The sequence below is a fragment of the Bradyrhizobium aeschynomenes genome (assembly GCF_013178945.1).
Classification (GTDB): domain Bacteria; phylum Pseudomonadota; class Alphaproteobacteria; order Rhizobiales; family Xanthobacteraceae; genus Bradyrhizobium; species Bradyrhizobium aeschynomenes.
The window spans coordinates 499,989-514,901 of record NZ_JABFDM010000005.1 but is presented as its reverse complement, the minus strand read 5'-3'; the positions used below and the strand labels follow the sequence as shown (position 1 = coordinate 514,901).

The window sequence follows — 14,913 nt, the reverse complement described above, 5'->3', positions numbered from 1 at the left end:
CTAGCCCGCGATCAGGCTTTGGATCGCGGCCGCATCGAGACCGCGCTCGCCGATGATCACCAGCCGTCCCTGCCGCGACTCGCCGGATTGCCAGGGGCGCTCGAACTGATGCTGGATGCGGTTGCCGACGGCCTGCACCAGAAGGCGCAGCGGCTTGCCGGCCACTTCCACGAATCCCTTCACCCGCAACACGTCATGCGCTTCGACGGCAGCCGCGATGCGGTCGACGAGTGCATCGGGAGAGGTCTGCGCCGGGACGTCGAGCACGAAGCTTTCGAAATCGTCGTGATCATGCTCCGCCTCGTTGTCGTGATGTGAGGGACGCGCAGCGAGATCGTCCTCGGCGGCGGCACCAAGCCCGAGCAGCACGGAGGCCGACAGCCTGCCATGCTCGGTCGCGATCACCTTGACGGCGCGCTGCACCTTGGTCGCGATCTCGGAGGCCACGATCTTGCGCTGCTCGTCGCTCATCAGGTCGCTCTTGTTCATCACGACGAGGTCGGCGCAGAGCAGCTGATCCTCGTAAACCTCCTCGAGCGGGTTGTCATGATCGAGCGAAGCGTCCGCTGCGCGTTGCGCGGCGAGCGCCTTGGGATCGTCGGCGAAGCGGCCAGCCACCACCGCCGGGCCATCGACCACTGCGACGACACCATCCACCGTGACGCGGGTTGCGATCTCCGGCCAGTTGAAGGCCTGCACCAGCGGCTTCGGCAGCGCGAGGCCCGACGTCTCGATCACGATGTGCTCGGGCGGGTCCTTCTGGTCGAGCAGGCTCTTGAGCGCGGGTACGAAATCATCGGCCACCGTGCAGCAAAGGCAGCCATTGGACAGCTCGACGATACGATCCTCCGGACAGTCCGGCACACCACACCCCCTGAGGATATCGCCGTCGATGCCGACATCACCGAACTCGTTGACGATGATGGCGAGCCGGCGGCCATTCGCCGTCTCGATCAGATTGCGCACCAGCGTGGTTTTCCCGGCCCCGAGAAAGCCGGTGACGATGGTGCAAGGCGTCTTGGCGAACGACTTCGTCATGGTGATACGATCTCTCGTCTTCAGCGCGGCACTGCCAGAGCAGGCACGCGCGCAACGGTGTTCTTGCGGATGTATTCGGGACGCTCGCGCCAGGCCGGCAGGCCAGCTTCATGGCGCTGATGCAGCTGCGCGAAGCTCAGCACATCCTGAGCATGAAGATCTGGATCGAGCGCCCCGAGCACATAGGTCCATTTGCCCGGCGCCGTCACGGCAACCGTGCAGGCCCGGTTGCAGTTGGACAGGCACTCGACGCCGACCACCGACACACCGGCGCGCTGCTCGGCCGGCACGGTCTCGATCGCTGCGAGCAGGCGGGCCCCGGCCCGCGGCTGATCAGGCGGCGCAGCTTCAGCCGCCTGCGTGCGACAGGTGACGCAGACGAACAGCGTCGTTGCGCCAATTTCAGGTGTGGACATCAATCAGCCGATCATTCCGGCTGCCGTGGCCGCAGCGACGCCGCCGGCCAGCACGATCGCAGCGCCGGCCAGGCGCAGCGCCAGCGGCGCAATGGCATTGGCCTTGGCCGACAGCAGCTTGGTGCCGAGGAACGCACAAGCAGCGATCACCGTCTGGATCACGAGCAGGCCGGCGAGATAGGCGCCGAGCGGCGCAGTCTCCGCACCGACGATCGACTCACCCAGCGCATAACCGTGCACGAGGCCCGTCAGAGCAAACAGACCGGCGACCGGCAGCACGCCGAAACGGCCGCGCACCACCACCACGAGGCCGACCACGACGGTCGTGAGGCCGACCAGCAGCTCGGCCGCCGGGATGTTGGCCTTCGCCACGTGAAGGCCGACACCGGCGATCATCGCCGTCGTGAACGCCAGCACCGGGGCGAAGCCGCGGCCGAGCAACGCCGCAACGATGCCGGCACCCACGATGGCCGCCAGATGATCGATGCCGATGATGGGATGGGCGAGCCCGGACAGCATGCCCTGCGCGAAGGTCTGCGGCAGCTTGCCATCCATCATGTGATGCGCGAAAGCGGGCTGGGCGGCGAGCAGAAGCAGGCTCGCAATCGTGAAAGTCGTCGTGCGGGTGAACTTCATGGCCGTCTCCGTCGCTTGCCGGCTCCCCCAGAGGACCGGACGATGCGCTGCATCCGACGGCATCCCGCCCATCCCGGCGGGATCAGAACCAGCATCGCGACTCCCCGCGCGACGGGTCGGCCAACAGCAATGTCGACGGCAGGTCTCCTGGCTCTCGGGTCGCTGCGTGAAACCACCTTCCCGGTTTCCCAGTGGTGCTTTGGCCTCACACTCGCCGATTACAGTTGCGGGGGCAGCCACGGCCTTGGGTGTGATCCCGCACCATGTTCCCTAAATCTCTCCTTTCGGAGAACCGTCATCTGTTAGATACGGGTCGCGCCAAAGCCCGTCAATCGGAATCGTCCCCATGGTCCCTGCCCCGCCGCCTCCCGCCCTGCCGCGCCTGACCCTGGTGCTCGGCGGAGCGCGCTCGGGCAAGAGCCGCCACGCGGAGGCGCTGGTCACGACGAGCGCGCCGCCCTGGACGTATGTTGCGACCGCGCAGGCGTTCGACGAGGAAATGACCGAACGAATTGCGCAGCACAAGGCGCGGCGCGCAGACGGATGGCAGACGCTGGAGACGACGCATGATCTGGCCGGCCTGATTCGCGAACACGCGTACCAGCCTGCGCCAGTGCTGATCGATTGCCTCACGCTGTGGCTCAGCAATGTCATGCTCGCCGACATGAACGTGCAGGCGGCTTGCGCCGAGCTCATCGATGCGCTCCGCGCCGCACGCGGGCCGATCGTCGCCGTCTCCAACGAGGTCGGTCTCGGCATCGTGCCGGACAACGCGCTGGCGCGTGCGTTTCGCGACGCGCAGGGGCGGCTGAACCAGGACGTGGCGGCATTGGCGGATCGCGTGATCCTGATGGCGGCCGGGCTGCCGCTCAGCTTGAAATGACGAAGAGGACGAACCGATGACCGAAAGCGCCGACGATGCCCGCCACAAGGCCAAGATGGAGAACCGCAAGGCGGTGCAGGATGCCGAGGTCGCTTCGAAGACCGTCGAGAAGGGCCTGCTGATCGTCCACACCGGCAAGGGCAAGGGCAAGTCGACGGCAGCGTGGGGCCTGATGCTGCGTGCGATCGGCCGCGGCTTTCGCATCGGCGTTGTGCAGTTCGGCAAGGGTGCATGGGAGACCGGTGAGCGCAAGGCGATCGCCGCGTTCGGTGATCAGGTCTCGTGGCACACGCTCGGCGAAGGCTTTACCTGGGAAACGCAGGATCGTGCGCGCGACGTGGCCGCGGCCGAGCGCGCCTGGGCCAAGGCAAAGGAACTGATGGCGGATCCCGCGATCCGGCTGCTGGTCCTCGACGAGCTCAACATCGCGCTACGCTATGATCACCTGCCGATTGGCGACGTCGTGGCAGCGCTCGCGGCGCGCCGTCCCGATCTCCACGTCGTGGTGACCGGCCGCAACGCGAAGCCGGAGCTGATCGAGGCGGCCGATCTCGTCACCGAGATGAACCTCGTCAAGCACCACTTCGCAGCCGGCGTGAAGGCGCAGGAAGGCATCGAGTACTAGGCTCATGAGCGCGCGCGCCATCATGTTCCAGGGCACCGGCTCCGACGTCGGCAAGTCGCTGATCGTTGCAGGCCTTGCGCGCGCGCTGACACTGCGCGGCTTGAAGGTGGCGCCGTTCAAGCCGCAGAACATGTCGAACAACGCCGCCGTCACCGCGGATGGCGGCGAGATCGGCCGGGCCCAAGCGCTGCAGGCGCGCGCAGCGCGGCGGCCGATGACGGTGCATATGAACCCGGTGCTGCTGAAGCCGCAGAGCGAGATCGGCTCGCAGGTGGTGGTGCAGGGCCGCGTCGTCGGCAATGCCAAGGCATCCGCCTATCAGGCGATGAAGCCGCAATTGATGCATGCCGTGCTCGACAGCTTTCATCAATTGGCGGCCGATGCCGATATTGTGCTGGTGGAAGGCGCGGGCTCGGCGTCCGAGATCAACCTGCGCGCCGGCGACATTGCCAACATGGGCTTTGCGCAAGCGGCGCAGATTCCCGTGGTGCTGATCGGCGACATCGATCGGGGCGGCGTGATTGCGAGCGTGGTCGGCACCAAGACGGTGATCGCGCCCGACGACGCCGCGCGTGTGGCGGGTTTCCTCGTGAACAAGTTCCGCGGCGACCCCGCCTTGTTTGCATCAGGCATGAACGAGATCGCGCAGCGGACAGGGTGGACGTCGCTCGGGCTCATTCCACATTTTCCGGATGCGCGCCGCCTGCCGGCGGAGGACGCGCTTGGCCTGGCTGAACGCGGATCATCGGGAGGACAGCGGCCGAAGATCGTCATCCTCGCCTACCCGCGTATTTCCAATTTCGACGAGTTCGATCCGTTGCGGCTGGAAGATGGAATCGATCTGCAGTTTTTGCGGTCTGGCACGCCGATTCCCGGCGACGCTTCGATTGTGATCCTGCCGGGCTCGAAGGCCACGATCGCCGATCTCGCCGCCCTGCGCGACGCCGGCTGGGACATCGACCTCGCCGCGCATCTGCGTCGCGGCGGGCGCGTGCTCGGCATCTGCGGCGGCTATCAGATGCTGGGGCGCATCATCAGCGATCCCGATGGACACGAAGGAGCACCGGGTTCCGTCGCAGGACTTGGCCTGCTCGACGTTGAAACCACGCTGACCGATGACAAGGCGCTGCGGGAGGTCCATGGCAAGCTGATGGATGATCAGCGGCCCTTCCGCGGTTACGAGATGCACATTGGCCGCACCGACGGGCCGGCAACGCAGACCCCATTCCTCACCTTCTCCGACGGTCACCGCGATGGCGCTGTCGCAGCCGACGGCCGGATCGCCGGCTGCTACGTGCACGGCCTGTTCGCAGATGACGGTCTGCGCAATCATTGGCTGCGCGGCCTCGGCGCAGCCGCGAGCGGGCTCGCTTACGAGAGCGACGTCGAGACAACCCTCGATGCGCTTGCAGCACATCTGGAGCAACACATCGACGTCGATCGTGTCCTAGCACTGGCCACCGAGCCGCGCGGCTAGGCTAGACCATCCTGACCACGACGAGTGCGGCAACCACGAGAGCCTGAACAACACACGCCAGCCGGTAGAGCCGCAATGCGCGCCGGATGTCCGAGGCATCGAGATCAGCACGCCCATCCCCCATCCAGGCATCGGTGACGAGATGGCCGTCATAGACGCGCGGCCCGGCCAGGCGCAGTCCCAACGCCCCCGCCATGGCGGCCTCCGGCCAGCCGGCGTTCGGCGACCGATGCCTCGCGGCATCGCGTGCAACGATTTGCAGGGCCGATGCCGAGGACGCTGCGGGGACGATGCAGGCGGCGGCTGCAATCCACAGTGCCGAGAGCCGTGAGGCCGGCAGGTTGATGAGATCGTCGAGCCGCGCCGCCGCCCAGCCAAACGCGCGGTGACGTTCCGAGAGATGGCCGATCATGCTGTCGGCCGTGTTGAGAGCCTTGTAGATCAGGATGCCCGGCAGACCGCCCATCACGAGCCAGAACAGGGGCGCGACCACACCGTCGGAGAAGTTCTCGGCCAGACTTTCGATGGCCGCGCGCGACACGCCGGATTCATCGAGCCGCTCGGGATCGCGCCCGACGATCATCGCCACCGCACGGCGGCCGCCGTCGAGCCCCTCGTTCTCCAAGCCGTCCGCGACGGCGGCGACATGCGCGTCGAGGCTGCGCTGAGCAAGCAGGCTGCTCGCTAAGCCTCCAAGGATGATCGTTGCGGCCCATTCGCCCGCCACGGCCTGCACGATCCAGGTTGCGCCCAGGCCGACGGCCAACATGCCTGCGGCGAGCAGCATCACGAGGCGCAGGCCGCGCGCCCGTCGCGCGGCGAAGCTGTCGCCGGCCCCGTTCCAGTGGCGGTCCGCCCATGCTATCAGCGCGCCCATCCACATCACGGGATGACCGATCCGCTGCACCAGCATCTGGGGATAACCGACCGCAGCTTCGATGAGGAGCGCCGCGAGCGCGAGAGAGACGAACATCGATCTCCGCTGAAGGACAGACATGAACGACGACAGAGCGACTAGCACGCGATCGGAAACGCCGGAAGCAATCCTTCACGGCGGCGATCTCCACGCGGTCAGCGGTCGTTACCCGGATGCGCCGCAGCCGTGGATCGATCTGTCGACCGGCATCAATGCAGTGCCCTACCCGGTCCCGGAAATCCCGCCCTCCGCCTGGCAGCGATTGCCGGCCAAGTCCGAGGAGCGCATCCTGCTCACCGCGGCGGCGGCGCGCTATCGCGTGGCCTCCCGGGACACGATCGTCGCCGCGCCAGGCACCCAGGCGCTGCTGCAGAGTCTGCCGCGGCTGCGGCCGCGATCGACCGTCGCGGTGCTCGCGCCAACCTATGAGGAGCACGCGCTGTGCTGGCGGCGCTGCGGCCATCAAGTGCATCTGGTCGACGACGCCGACGCGCTCGCCCACGCCGACATCGCCGTCGTGGTGAACCCGAACAATCCAACCGGCCGCCTGCTGCCGCGCGACGTCCTGGTCCGGCTGGCCGCAGCACAGCGCCGGCGCGACGGTCTGTTGATCGTCGATGAAGCGTTCGTCGATCTGTATCCCGCCAATGCGAGCCTTGCGGCCGACCTGCCGCCGGCGACGATCGTGCTGCGCTCATTCGGCAAGGTCTATGGCCTCGCCGGCGTGCGGCTGGGATTTGCGATCAGCTCGGCGGACATTGCAACGCGCCTCCGCGGGGAACTCGGACCCTGGGCGGTATCGGGGCCGGCGCTCGCGGTGGGAACGGCCGCGTTGGCCGATGACGCCTGGCTCGCGCAGACAGGCGCGCGCCTCGCCCGGGATGGCCAGCGCATCGAGGCGCTGCTGGAGAACGCCGGTTGCGCCGTCATCGGCATCACGCCCCTGTTCCGCCTGATCGCATCGCCGATCGCGGCCGGGATCGCCGACCGGCTCGCCCGCCACGGCATTCATGTCCGACGCTTTCCGGCTCAGCCGACCTGGCTACGCTTCGGCCTGCCAAGCCATGAGGGCGACTGGGAGCGGCTGGCGCAGGCGCTCGGCAGTTCGTCCTAGCCCAGCACGCAGGCCGCAAGCAGCAGCGTCTCCGTGACCTCGATGCTGGCGCCATGACAATCGCCGGTGATGCCGCCGAGCCGCCATTGCCAATAGAAGGCGACCGCCGGAATGAGGATGATGGCGATCAGCGTCGGAGGTGCGCCGGCCAGTGCGCCGAGCGCGAGCACGCCGCCCCAGCCGACGATCACGTTCCAGCCGACGCTGTTGGAGATGCTCGCGCCCAGACCCGGCTTCAGCGACAGCAGCGTCTTGTTGCAGACCAAGGTCCCCAGACGCGCCCAGGCCGGGATCAGCACGAGCGCCCAGGCGGTCGGTCCGGTCGCCAGCTCGGCGATCAGCACCAGCTTGGCTGCGATCTGCAGGGCGATGGCAACGACGGCGAAGCTGCCGGCATGGGGATCGCCGAGCACGGCAATGAAGCGCTCGGGCTTGCCATGCGCGGCACCGAAGGCATCGGCGACGTCGCCGAGACCATCGAGGTGAAGCGCGCCGGTGATCCAGATCCAGGCGACCAGAACGGCGAGCGCGACGATCCAAGGGTCGGCGCCGTGCAGAAGCCGGGCCACGACCGCCAGACATACGCCGATGACCAGTCCCGCGGCCGGGAACCAGACCGAGGCTCGCGCGAGATCATCCGCACGCGCCTCCGCGACGCGCGGCGTCGGCAGCCGCGTCAGGAATTGCAGCGCGATCCAGAATTCACGTGTGCTCATGGCTGGATGATCTCGATGATTTCGCCCCAGGACGTGCCACTCTCCGCCCGTCCGGCTTCGACCGCGATGCGCGTCCCCGGACGAATGCGCAGGCTCCACAGCTGGCGCAGCCGCCAGCCGAGCAGATGCGCCAGCGCGGCGCGAATGGCACCGCCATGGCTGACGACCAGAGCCGGCGCGGCCTCCGGGCTGGAGAGAATGCGATCCAACGCTCGCGCAATCCGGGCCTGCAGGTCGGCCCAGCTCTCGCCGTCGGGCGCGGGAACCGCAGCATCGGAGTAGAAGGCATCCAGCAAGGCAGCTCCGCCGGCCTCCCCCGCGATGTCGGCGCGCGTGCGCCCATCCCATCGGCCGAAGTCGAGTTCGCTCCAGTCGGGATCGATGGCCAGCGCACAGCCGGTTTGCCGCGCGAACTCCGCCGCCGCCGCATGCGCGCGCATCAATGGCGAGCTCACGACGCGCCGCCAGATGCGGCTTTGCGTCTGCCGCCGGAATTGATCCCAGCCGAGTTCGCTGAGCGGCGGATCGGTGCGGCCGTCGAGATGACCGTCGCGACCGGTCGTGCCGTGCCGCAGGAGATCGATCCGCATCAGGACCCGCGGCCGGAGACGGCAGCCTCCGCAAAGGTCGCCATGCCGTTGTGAAGCGCGCAGGCCAGGCGGAGGATGGGGAGCGCAGTGGCGGCCCCCGAAGCTTCGCCCAGCCGCAGGTCCAGATCGATCAGAGGATGCGCGCCGAGCGCTTCGAGCACCAGGGCATGGCCGCGCTCGGCCGAGCGGTGCGAGAACAGCAGCCAGGAACGGCAGGAGGAATTGAGCCTGACGGCCACGAGCGCCGCGACCGAGACGATGAAGCCGTCGACCAGCACCGGCCAGCGGCGCTGCGCGGCCGCGATGATCGCGCCGGCGATCGCGATGATCTCCAGACCACCGACCGCGGCGAGAATGTCGGCAACGCCCGCGCCTGATGTCAGCCCATGCCGCGCCAAGGCGGCGGCGATGATCGCGGCCTTTCGAGCCCGCCCGTCGGCATCGAGACCCGTGCCGCTGCCGACGATCTCGGCCGGCGCGCAACGCAACAGCGCGGCGGCGATTGCGGCCGCAGATGTCGTATTGCCGATCCCCATTTCGCCGAAGATCACGAGCTGCGGCGCATGGTCCGCCTGCCGCGCCACGGCGCGCCGTCCAGCCTCGACCGCGAACGCGACCTCCGCAGGCGCCAGGGCCGCCTCGACGCTGAAATCACGCGTGCCGCGGCGCGGCTTGTCGACCAGGACGCCCGGCACCGGCGCGCTCGCCAGCGTGCCGACATCGACCACCTCGAGCGGACAACCGAGGCCGCGTGCCAGCACCGAGATCGCCGCACCGCCGGCTGCGAAATTATGCAGCATCTGGACGGTGACTTCGGGCGGATAGGCCGAGACACCCTGCGCCGCTATGCCGTGATCGCCTGCGAACAGCACCACCGGGACCCGGTCGGCCGAAGGCCGCTCGGAAGCCTGGAGCGCCGCGATCTCGACCGCCACCTGCTCTAGCCGGCCGAGGGCACCGAGCGGCTTGGTCAACTGCGCCTGACGTTCGAGAGCCGCCTGCCGATGAGTCTCGGACGGGGGCGCACAATCGAGGCTGGTCCATTCAGGAAGCACGCAAGATCTTTCGTGAGGGGAACGACGGGCGCCACGATTGCCATCGCACCATGCCGATGACAAGCGCTGCCGGCGTGCTGCATCAGGACGGGAAGTCGGCCGCCTTGACCTGCATCCGGTCGGCATGCAGCGACCAATCGCGCAGGTTCTGCGTCTTGCAGAATTCCTGTTTGGCGATCTCTGCCGCTTCGCCTTCGCTGTCGGCCTCAACCTCCAGCGTGCTCTGGCAGATCTCGCACTGCCGGCCGTTCTCGCCCAGCACGTCCTTCATGAAATGGATGACATAGCGCGACATACAACCTCCCGCCTCTCAAGCAGTGCTTGAGGGAGATGTTACCGCGCTTGCGGTCGGGCTGTTGACCGATATCAAGCGGCCGACGCAAATATTTGATGCAGCAATGGAACCGTCGCTCAGGCGCCGACGGAGGGCAGGCTCGCGGCGGCGATCGCCACGAAGGTCGAGACGGCACGCCGCACCCGACGAGGGGTCGACTTCAAGATCGCGTGCAACTGGCGCATTGGATCCATTTCCCTTCGGCGCCGAGCGAAAGGCGGTGCTCAAGCTCATGGCGCACCTCGGAAAATGATGGGGCACCGTCGGGCTGTCGAGACCGGCGGGAAAATAGCAATGTCTGCGTCGTCGAAGCCGCTCCGGAGAGAAGATTTGTTGCTGCATTGCAGCTTGGGACGCATGAAATCTTCCCCCCGAATGCGGCCCTCGCCCCCCTCAGCCCGGGCTCACCCCGAACGCCTCGCGGAACCGGGCGCTGTAGCGCGGCCAAGCCTCCGGGTTGATCAGCCGCGGCGGCCGGCTCCCGTCGAGCGCGGCGAGCAGCTGCTCGGCGGCGATGCGGCCCATGTTCTGCCGCGCCTCCCGGGTCACGCCGGCCGTGTGGGGGCTCGCCAGGACGTTGTCGAGCAGCAGCAGCGGATGCTCCGGCGGCGGCGGCTCCTTGGCCCAGACGTCGAGCCCGGCCCCGGCGATCCGCCTCTCGGTGAGCGCCGCGAGCAGCGCCTCCTCGTCATGGATGAAGCCGCGCGCGGTGGTGACGAAATAGGCATTCGGCTGCATCAGCGCGAACTCGGCCGCACCGATCATGCCCCGGCTTTCCCGCGTCAGCGGACAATTGACCGAGACGAAGTCGGAGCGCCGCATCAGATCGTGCAGCTCCACCTTCTCCGCCCCGCGCGCGGCGATCTCCTCGGCCGAGAGATAGGGGTCGTAGGCCAGCACTGTCATGCCGAGAATGCCCCGGCATAGCTCGGCGACGCGGCGGCCGACATTGCCGAGCCCGACGATGCCGACCGTGCGGCCCTGCACCTCGTGGCCGATCAGGTCGTTGCGGTTGACGTCGCGCTCCCGGCGCAGCCTCCGGTCGGACTGGATGATGCGTTTCGACAAGGTCAGCATCATGCCGAGCGTGTGCTCGGCGACCGAATGGGCGTTGCCGCCGGACTGGTTCACGACCAGGACGCCGGCCTGGGTGCAGGCCTCGACGTCGACGGGATCGTAGCCCGCGCCGTTGCTGGAGACGATCAGGAGATTTGGCGCGCGGCGCAGCAGGTCGGCATCGACATGGAAGCGCGGGGCAAGCTCGTCGCGGGCCGCACCGATCTGATAGGCGTGGGCGGCCGCGAGGATCGGCGCGGTCTCGGCCTCGGCGCCCTCGTTTTCCAGCCGGTCGAGCCGGACGTCGGGGCGGGCCGCGAGCAGCTCGCTGAAGATCGGGTGCGCGAGATATTTGACGTAGAAGACGCGCTTCGAGTTTGCGGCCATGAGCGGGCGACCTCCTGGTTCTCGTTTCTTGATTCGGACGCGCAAGGCAGATGCCTGACCGGCCGGGGCGGCATGTTGACAATCGTCCGGACCACGTCAAGCTCAACGCAATGCCTCGGGACGGAGGCGCGGGAGGACGAACCATGGCCGCCGATGCCGATGCGGCGCGATCACCGGGCATATCACCGGACTTGCCGCACTGGCACGAGATCGTGCAGGCCACGCTCAAGCGCAACGAGGTGAACCTCGTCCCCTACGTTCCCGACCGCGTCCTGACCCCGCTGATCGCCGGCCTGCATGCCGACCCGTTCTTCACGACCTTCGCCACGGCGCGCGAGGAGGAAGCGGTCGGCATTCTCGCCGGCGCCTGGATGGGCGGCCGGCGCGGCGCGCTGCTGATGCAGACCTCGGGCTTCGCGACGTTGGCAAACGTGCTGGCCTCGCTGGTCGTGCCCAGCCAGATTCCGCTGATCATGTTCGTGTCGGAACGCGGCACGCTCGGCGAGTTCAATGTCGGCCAGTCACTGGTGTGCCGGACGATGCGGCCGGTGCTCGATGCGCTGGCGATGGAGCATCACACCATGACGCGCCTCGACGAGCTCGAATTCATCGTCGACCGCTCGATCAAGCAGGCGGTTGCGACGCAGGCGCCGGTGGCGCTGATCCTGTCGCCTTTGCTCACAGGCGGGAAGGTGTTCGCATGAGCGCGCCGCTGCGCAATACCAAGGTCATGAACCGCACCGATCTCACCTGCCGGCTGGTCGGCAGGCTGACGCATGGGGAAGCCGTGATCGGCGGCATCGGCAACACCAATTTCGACCTGTGGGCGGCAGGCCAGCGGCCGCAGAATTTCTACATGCTCGGCAGCATGGGGCTGGCCTGCCCGATCGCGCTCGGCGTCGCACTGGCGCAGCCGCCGCGCCGGGTGTTCGCGATCGAAGGCGACGGTTCGCTGCTGATGCAGCTCGGCTGTCTGACCACGATTGCGACGCTGGCGCCATCAAATTTGGCCATCATCGTCATGGACAACGGCATCTATCAGATCACCGGATGCCAGCCGACGCCGGCCCGGCAGGCCGACATCGTCGCGATCGCCGCCGGCTGCGGCATTGCGGCCAGCCATTGGGCCGTGGACGAGGAGGATTTCGAACGCCTGGTCGACGTCGCGCTCGCGACGCCAGGGCCGATGCTGATTGCGGCGCGGATCGACGACAGACCGGGCGTCGGGGCCACCAAACGCGATCCGGCGCAGATCCGCGAGCGGTTCATGCAGGGCCTCGGCGTGCGGCAGCCGATCTGACGGGCGGTCGAAGCCCGCGGTACAATCGGACGGCGCGGGCTTCAGCGCCATTAACTACACCAGCGGCTCGAGCAGCCGTGAGCCCGGCTTCTGGCCCGGATCATGCTAAGCAGGATGCATGAAACTCGTATTCCGACTCTCTGCCTGGCTGCTCGCCGCGGCCGTTGCCTTTGCCACGCTTGGCCCGCCGAACTACCGGCCGCACTCCCATCTCGGACAGGATGGCGAGCATGCGCTCGCCTTCGTCCTGATCGGCCTTGCTTTCGGCCTCGCCTATCGCAGCCACCGCTTGCTGACGACGGCAATCGCGGTGGCCCTGATCGGCGCACTCGAGCTGGCGCAGTTCCTGGCGCCCGGGCGCCACGCACGGCTGGAAGATTTCATCGTCGACGCCGCTGCGGCCTGCGCAGGCTTCGGTCTGGCCGCCGCACTGGATTGGCTGGCTCGCCAGATCCGTCCGCAGACCACTTGATGCACGGAAGGCCCCGCTGATGCAGCGGGGCCCTCCGCATTCGGAGACGTCAGATCACTCGATGATCTTGATCACGCGACGGGTGCGCGGATCGACGATCACGCGACGATCGTTGACGACCGCATAGCGATACTCGGTGTAGCGCGGCACGGGGCGCAGCTCGACCGTGTCGGGCAGCGGCTCGCCGACCACGACGCGCTCACGCACCACGACCGACGGCGCGCGCTCGCCCTCGATCGAGGTGATCACCGCGTTCGGAATCTCGACGGCTGCGCCGACGGCCGCACCGACCGTGCCACCGACCATGGCACCGACCGGACCGGCGACGGCACCGCCCGCGGCCGCGCCATTGGCGGCGCCTTCGACGGTGGTGGACTGGGCGAACGCGGCGGTCGACGCCAGCAGCGAGGTGGCGATCAGCGAAACGGCAAGACGGGTTCTCATCATTCTCTCCTCCAGTGCGTTCAAGGTGCCCGCTCAACACCGAGAGAACGCCCGCGGTTCCGGTTCCAAATGGCCGAAACTTCATCATTCCCCCGGGAACGGAAACCGAAGCTCGGCACCTGGACATGACAAGGGTCGCTCGAGGTCTATCCACGTTTCAAACAGCGGCGCAGGTTCGCGATCTCGCGGCGGATCACGCCCGAGTCCTGCGATCGATCGCCCTTCGATGACATCGAGAGGGCGCAGGGAATGCCGGGTGAAGGCCTCACCCATGGCCCGCCTGCTGAAAAAAATGCAGGCGGCAGGTACCACAGGCAAAGCCGATCAACCGGCATTCCCTGCGCGGCGGTTTTAACGCTTCCTTCGCGCTCTCCTCGGGGACCGGCTGATTGACCCCGTCGCTCGCACGAGAGCATGAGCTCTCGTCGCGCGCTTGACCTCGGCACCGGGAGGCCAGGACCACACGACTTCACGTCCGTGATGCATCGTTCGTCCACATGCACGTAAGCACATGCTGCGACATCTCACGGCCACCGCATCCCTGCCCCACGTGTCGTGACGATCGCGCGCAACGTCCCTCTCATCGAGGCAGGATGCGCACATCATGCATGATTTCTGAAAAATGGAAAGCGATTTCTCGGCTGCGCGGCGATGTGCGCGAGATCAGCTTGATTTCGTGGACGAATTCGATTCGTCCGATGCGGCGTGTCTTAGCCACGGCGGCGCGCATTTCAACCATTTGCGCGCAAAGTGCGCGGACTGATTTGCCCGACGAGCGCAGCCCTTGTCCTTCTGATCGCTTCTGCCCCGTCACGCGCCTTCCCGCTCGATGCCGGCGACATCCGCGCTGAAGGCCGCATCGAAGCAAATCGTGGAATGGTCGGCAGACAGCTCTTGACCAAAGCGGAACCGGCAGCCGTTATGGTGCAAGGCGATGGAGTTCGGTCGATCGGATGATGGACAGATGAAGCTGGTGAAGGTGACGCTGGTCGTGGCGTTCATGCTTGGGAGCATGCAACCGAGTGATGCTGCCGTGCGCATCGTTTTTGATCAGGGCGGACGGATCGGAAACTATGTCGACAGGTTCAAACTTTTGCGCGACTTCGGCGCGTCCGTCATCATCGACGGCGTCTGCGCCGGCGCCTGCACGCTCGTGCTGGCGTACATTCCCCACGACAGCATCTGCGTGACCCCGAGAGCCGTCTTCGGCTTCAGGGTCGCCGACAATCCTGGGCCCGACGGGAAGGCTATTCCCAACCCTGAAGCCACGCAGATGCTCTATGATCGTTACCCACCCGCGGTCAGGCAATGGATTACGCGGCACGGCGGCATGACCGCGCGCGCGATCTACCTTCGCGGCCGGCAACTCCAGGCGCTGTATCGGTCCTGCGCCACCGATGTCGAAGGTGGACGCGGCCAGCCACGGTAGCCAAGGCCAACGGATGGTGTTGCGC

The 14,913-nt window shown here is 67.3% G+C and carries 19 protein-coding genes and 1 riboswitch; of the genes, 8 read left to right on the top strand and 11 right to left on the bottom strand.

Annotated elements, in window-relative coordinates; all coding sequences use genetic code 11:
* The 3 genes from cobW to HL666_RS18010 are packed head-to-tail and all read right to left on the bottom strand — an operon-like array spanning window position 1 to window position 2,090.
* Complete coding sequence (gene cobW / locus HL666_RS18020; RefSeq protein ID WP_172182744.1) at window positions 1-1,038, bottom strand: cobalamin biosynthesis protein CobW; 1,038 nt, start codon at window positions 1,036-1,038, stop codon at window positions 1-3.
* A gap of 20 nt (window positions 1,039-1,058) precedes the next feature.
* Entirely contained in the window at window positions 1,059-1,454 is a 396-nt protein-coding gene (locus HL666_RS18015) for a DUF1636 domain-containing protein (protein WP_172114838.1), read from the bottom strand.
* 3 nt (window positions 1,455-1,457) lie between these two features.
* The gene (locus HL666_RS18010; protein ID WP_172182742.1) at window positions 1,458-2,090 is read right to left on the bottom strand and encodes a HupE/UreJ family protein; all 633 of its coding nucleotides are present in this window, start codon (window positions 2,088-2,090) and stop codon (window positions 1,458-1,460) included.
* 120 nt (window positions 2,091-2,210) lie between these two features.
* Window positions 2,211-2,402, bottom strand: a riboswitch (cobalamin riboswitch).
* Window positions 2,403-2,436: 34 nt separating this feature from the next.
* Between HL666_RS18010 and cobU the strand changes: the two genes are divergently transcribed.
* Genes cobU through HL666_RS17995 form a run of 3 tightly spaced genes read left to right on the top strand, consistent with a single transcriptional unit; the run spans window position 2,437 to window position 5,075 of the window.
* Window positions 2,437-2,973 carry a bifunctional adenosylcobinamide kinase/adenosylcobinamide-phosphate guanylyltransferase gene (cobU, locus tag HL666_RS18005; protein ID WP_172114834.1) on the top strand — a complete coding sequence of 179 codons (537 nt, stop codon included), beginning with the start codon at window positions 2,437-2,439 and terminating at the stop codon, window positions 2,971-2,973.
* Window positions 2,974-2,989: 16 nt separating this feature from the next.
* Window positions 2,990-3,598, top strand: a complete 609-nt coding sequence (gene cobO / locus HL666_RS18000) for a cob(I)yrinic acid a,c-diamide adenosyltransferase (protein ID WP_172114832.1) — start codon at window positions 2,990-2,992, stop codon at window positions 3,596-3,598.
* 4 nt (window positions 3,599-3,602) lie between these two features.
* Window positions 3,603-5,075, top strand: coding sequence for a cobyric acid synthase (locus tag HL666_RS17995; RefSeq protein WP_172182740.1), 1,473 nt, complete (start codon window positions 3,603-3,605; stop codon window positions 5,073-5,075).
* 1 nt (window position 5,076) lies between these two features.
* Here HL666_RS17995 and cbiB read toward each other — a convergent pair whose 3' ends face one another.
* Window positions 5,077-6,048: an adenosylcobinamide-phosphate synthase CbiB gene (gene cbiB, locus HL666_RS17990; RefSeq protein WP_172114828.1), complete on the bottom strand. Its 972-nt coding sequence runs from the start codon at window positions 6,046-6,048 to the stop codon at window positions 5,077-5,079.
* 22 nt (window positions 6,049-6,070) lie between these two features.
* Here cbiB and cobD point away from each other — a divergent pair, with 22 nt between their 5' ends.
* The gene (gene cobD / locus HL666_RS17985) at window positions 6,071-7,105 is read left to right on the top strand and encodes a threonine-phosphate decarboxylase CobD (protein WP_172182738.1); all 1,035 of its coding nucleotides are present in this window, start codon (window positions 6,071-6,073) and stop codon (window positions 7,103-7,105) included.
* On the opposite strand, the gene cobS is transcribed toward cobD, so the two are convergent.
* From cobS to HL666_RS17960, 5 genes are all read right to left on the bottom strand, one after another.
* On the bottom strand, window positions 7,102-7,821 hold the full coding sequence (gene cobS, locus HL666_RS17980) for an adenosylcobinamide-GDP ribazoletransferase (protein WP_172182736.1): 720 nt from the start codon (window positions 7,819-7,821) through the stop codon (window positions 7,102-7,104). The genes cobD and cobS overlap by 4 nt on opposite strands.
* Window positions 7,818-8,411, bottom strand: a complete 594-nt coding sequence (locus HL666_RS17975; RefSeq protein ID WP_172182734.1) for a histidine phosphatase family protein — start codon at window positions 8,409-8,411, stop codon at window positions 7,818-7,820. The genes cobS and HL666_RS17975 overlap by 4 nt, the downstream gene beginning before the upstream one ends.
* Window positions 8,411-9,466 (bottom strand): nicotinate-nucleotide--dimethylbenzimidazole phosphoribosyltransferase, encoded by a 1,056-nt coding sequence (gene cobT, locus HL666_RS17970; RefSeq protein ID WP_311975863.1) that lies wholly within the window; start codon window positions 9,464-9,466, stop codon window positions 8,411-8,413. The genes HL666_RS17975 and cobT overlap by 1 nt, the downstream gene beginning before the upstream one ends.
* 82 nt (window positions 9,467-9,548) lie before the next feature.
* Window positions 9,549-9,761 (bottom strand): hypothetical protein, encoded by a 213-nt coding sequence (locus tag HL666_RS17965; RefSeq protein ID WP_009027829.1) that lies wholly within the window; start codon window positions 9,759-9,761, stop codon window positions 9,549-9,551.
* A gap of 432 nt (window positions 9,762-10,193) precedes the next feature.
* The gene (locus HL666_RS17960) at window positions 10,194-11,243 is read right to left on the bottom strand and encodes a hydroxyacid dehydrogenase (RefSeq protein WP_172182730.1); all 1,050 of its coding nucleotides are present in this window, start codon (window positions 11,241-11,243) and stop codon (window positions 10,194-10,196) included.
* Between the two features lie 143 nt (window positions 11,244-11,386).
* On the opposite strand from HL666_RS17960, the gene HL666_RS17955 reads away from it, so the two are divergent.
* From HL666_RS17955 to HL666_RS17945, 3 genes are all read left to right on the top strand, one after another.
* Window positions 11,387-11,947: a thiamine pyrophosphate-binding protein gene (locus HL666_RS17955; protein ID WP_172182728.1), complete on the top strand. Its 561-nt coding sequence runs from the start codon at window positions 11,387-11,389 to the stop codon at window positions 11,945-11,947.
* Entirely contained in the window at window positions 11,944-12,543 is a 600-nt protein-coding gene (locus HL666_RS17950) for a thiamine pyrophosphate-dependent enzyme (protein ID WP_172114813.1), read from the top strand. The genes HL666_RS17955 and HL666_RS17950 overlap by 4 nt, the downstream gene beginning before the upstream one ends.
* Window positions 12,544-12,661: 118 nt before the next feature.
* A complete protein-coding gene (locus HL666_RS17945; RefSeq protein ID WP_172114811.1) occupies window positions 12,662-13,015 on the top strand; it encodes a VanZ family protein in 354 nt (117 codons plus the stop codon).
* Window positions 13,016-13,069: 54 nt separating this feature from the next.
* Here HL666_RS17945 and HL666_RS17940 read toward each other — a convergent pair whose 3' ends face one another.
* Entirely contained in the window at window positions 13,070-13,459 is a 390-nt protein-coding gene (locus HL666_RS17940; RefSeq protein WP_172114809.1) for a DUF1236 domain-containing protein, read from the bottom strand.
* 580 nt (window positions 13,460-14,039) lie between these two features.
* Window positions 14,040-14,273, bottom strand: a complete 234-nt coding sequence (locus HL666_RS17935) for a hypothetical protein (protein WP_172182726.1) — start codon at window positions 14,271-14,273, stop codon at window positions 14,040-14,042.
* Between the two features lie 150 nt (window positions 14,274-14,423).
* Between HL666_RS17935 and HL666_RS17930 the strand changes: the two genes are divergently transcribed.
* The gene (locus HL666_RS17930) at window positions 14,424-14,888 is read left to right on the top strand and encodes a hypothetical protein (protein ID WP_172182724.1); all 465 of its coding nucleotides are present in this window, start codon (window positions 14,424-14,426) and stop codon (window positions 14,886-14,888) included.
* Window positions 14,889-14,913: the final 25 nt, after the last annotated feature.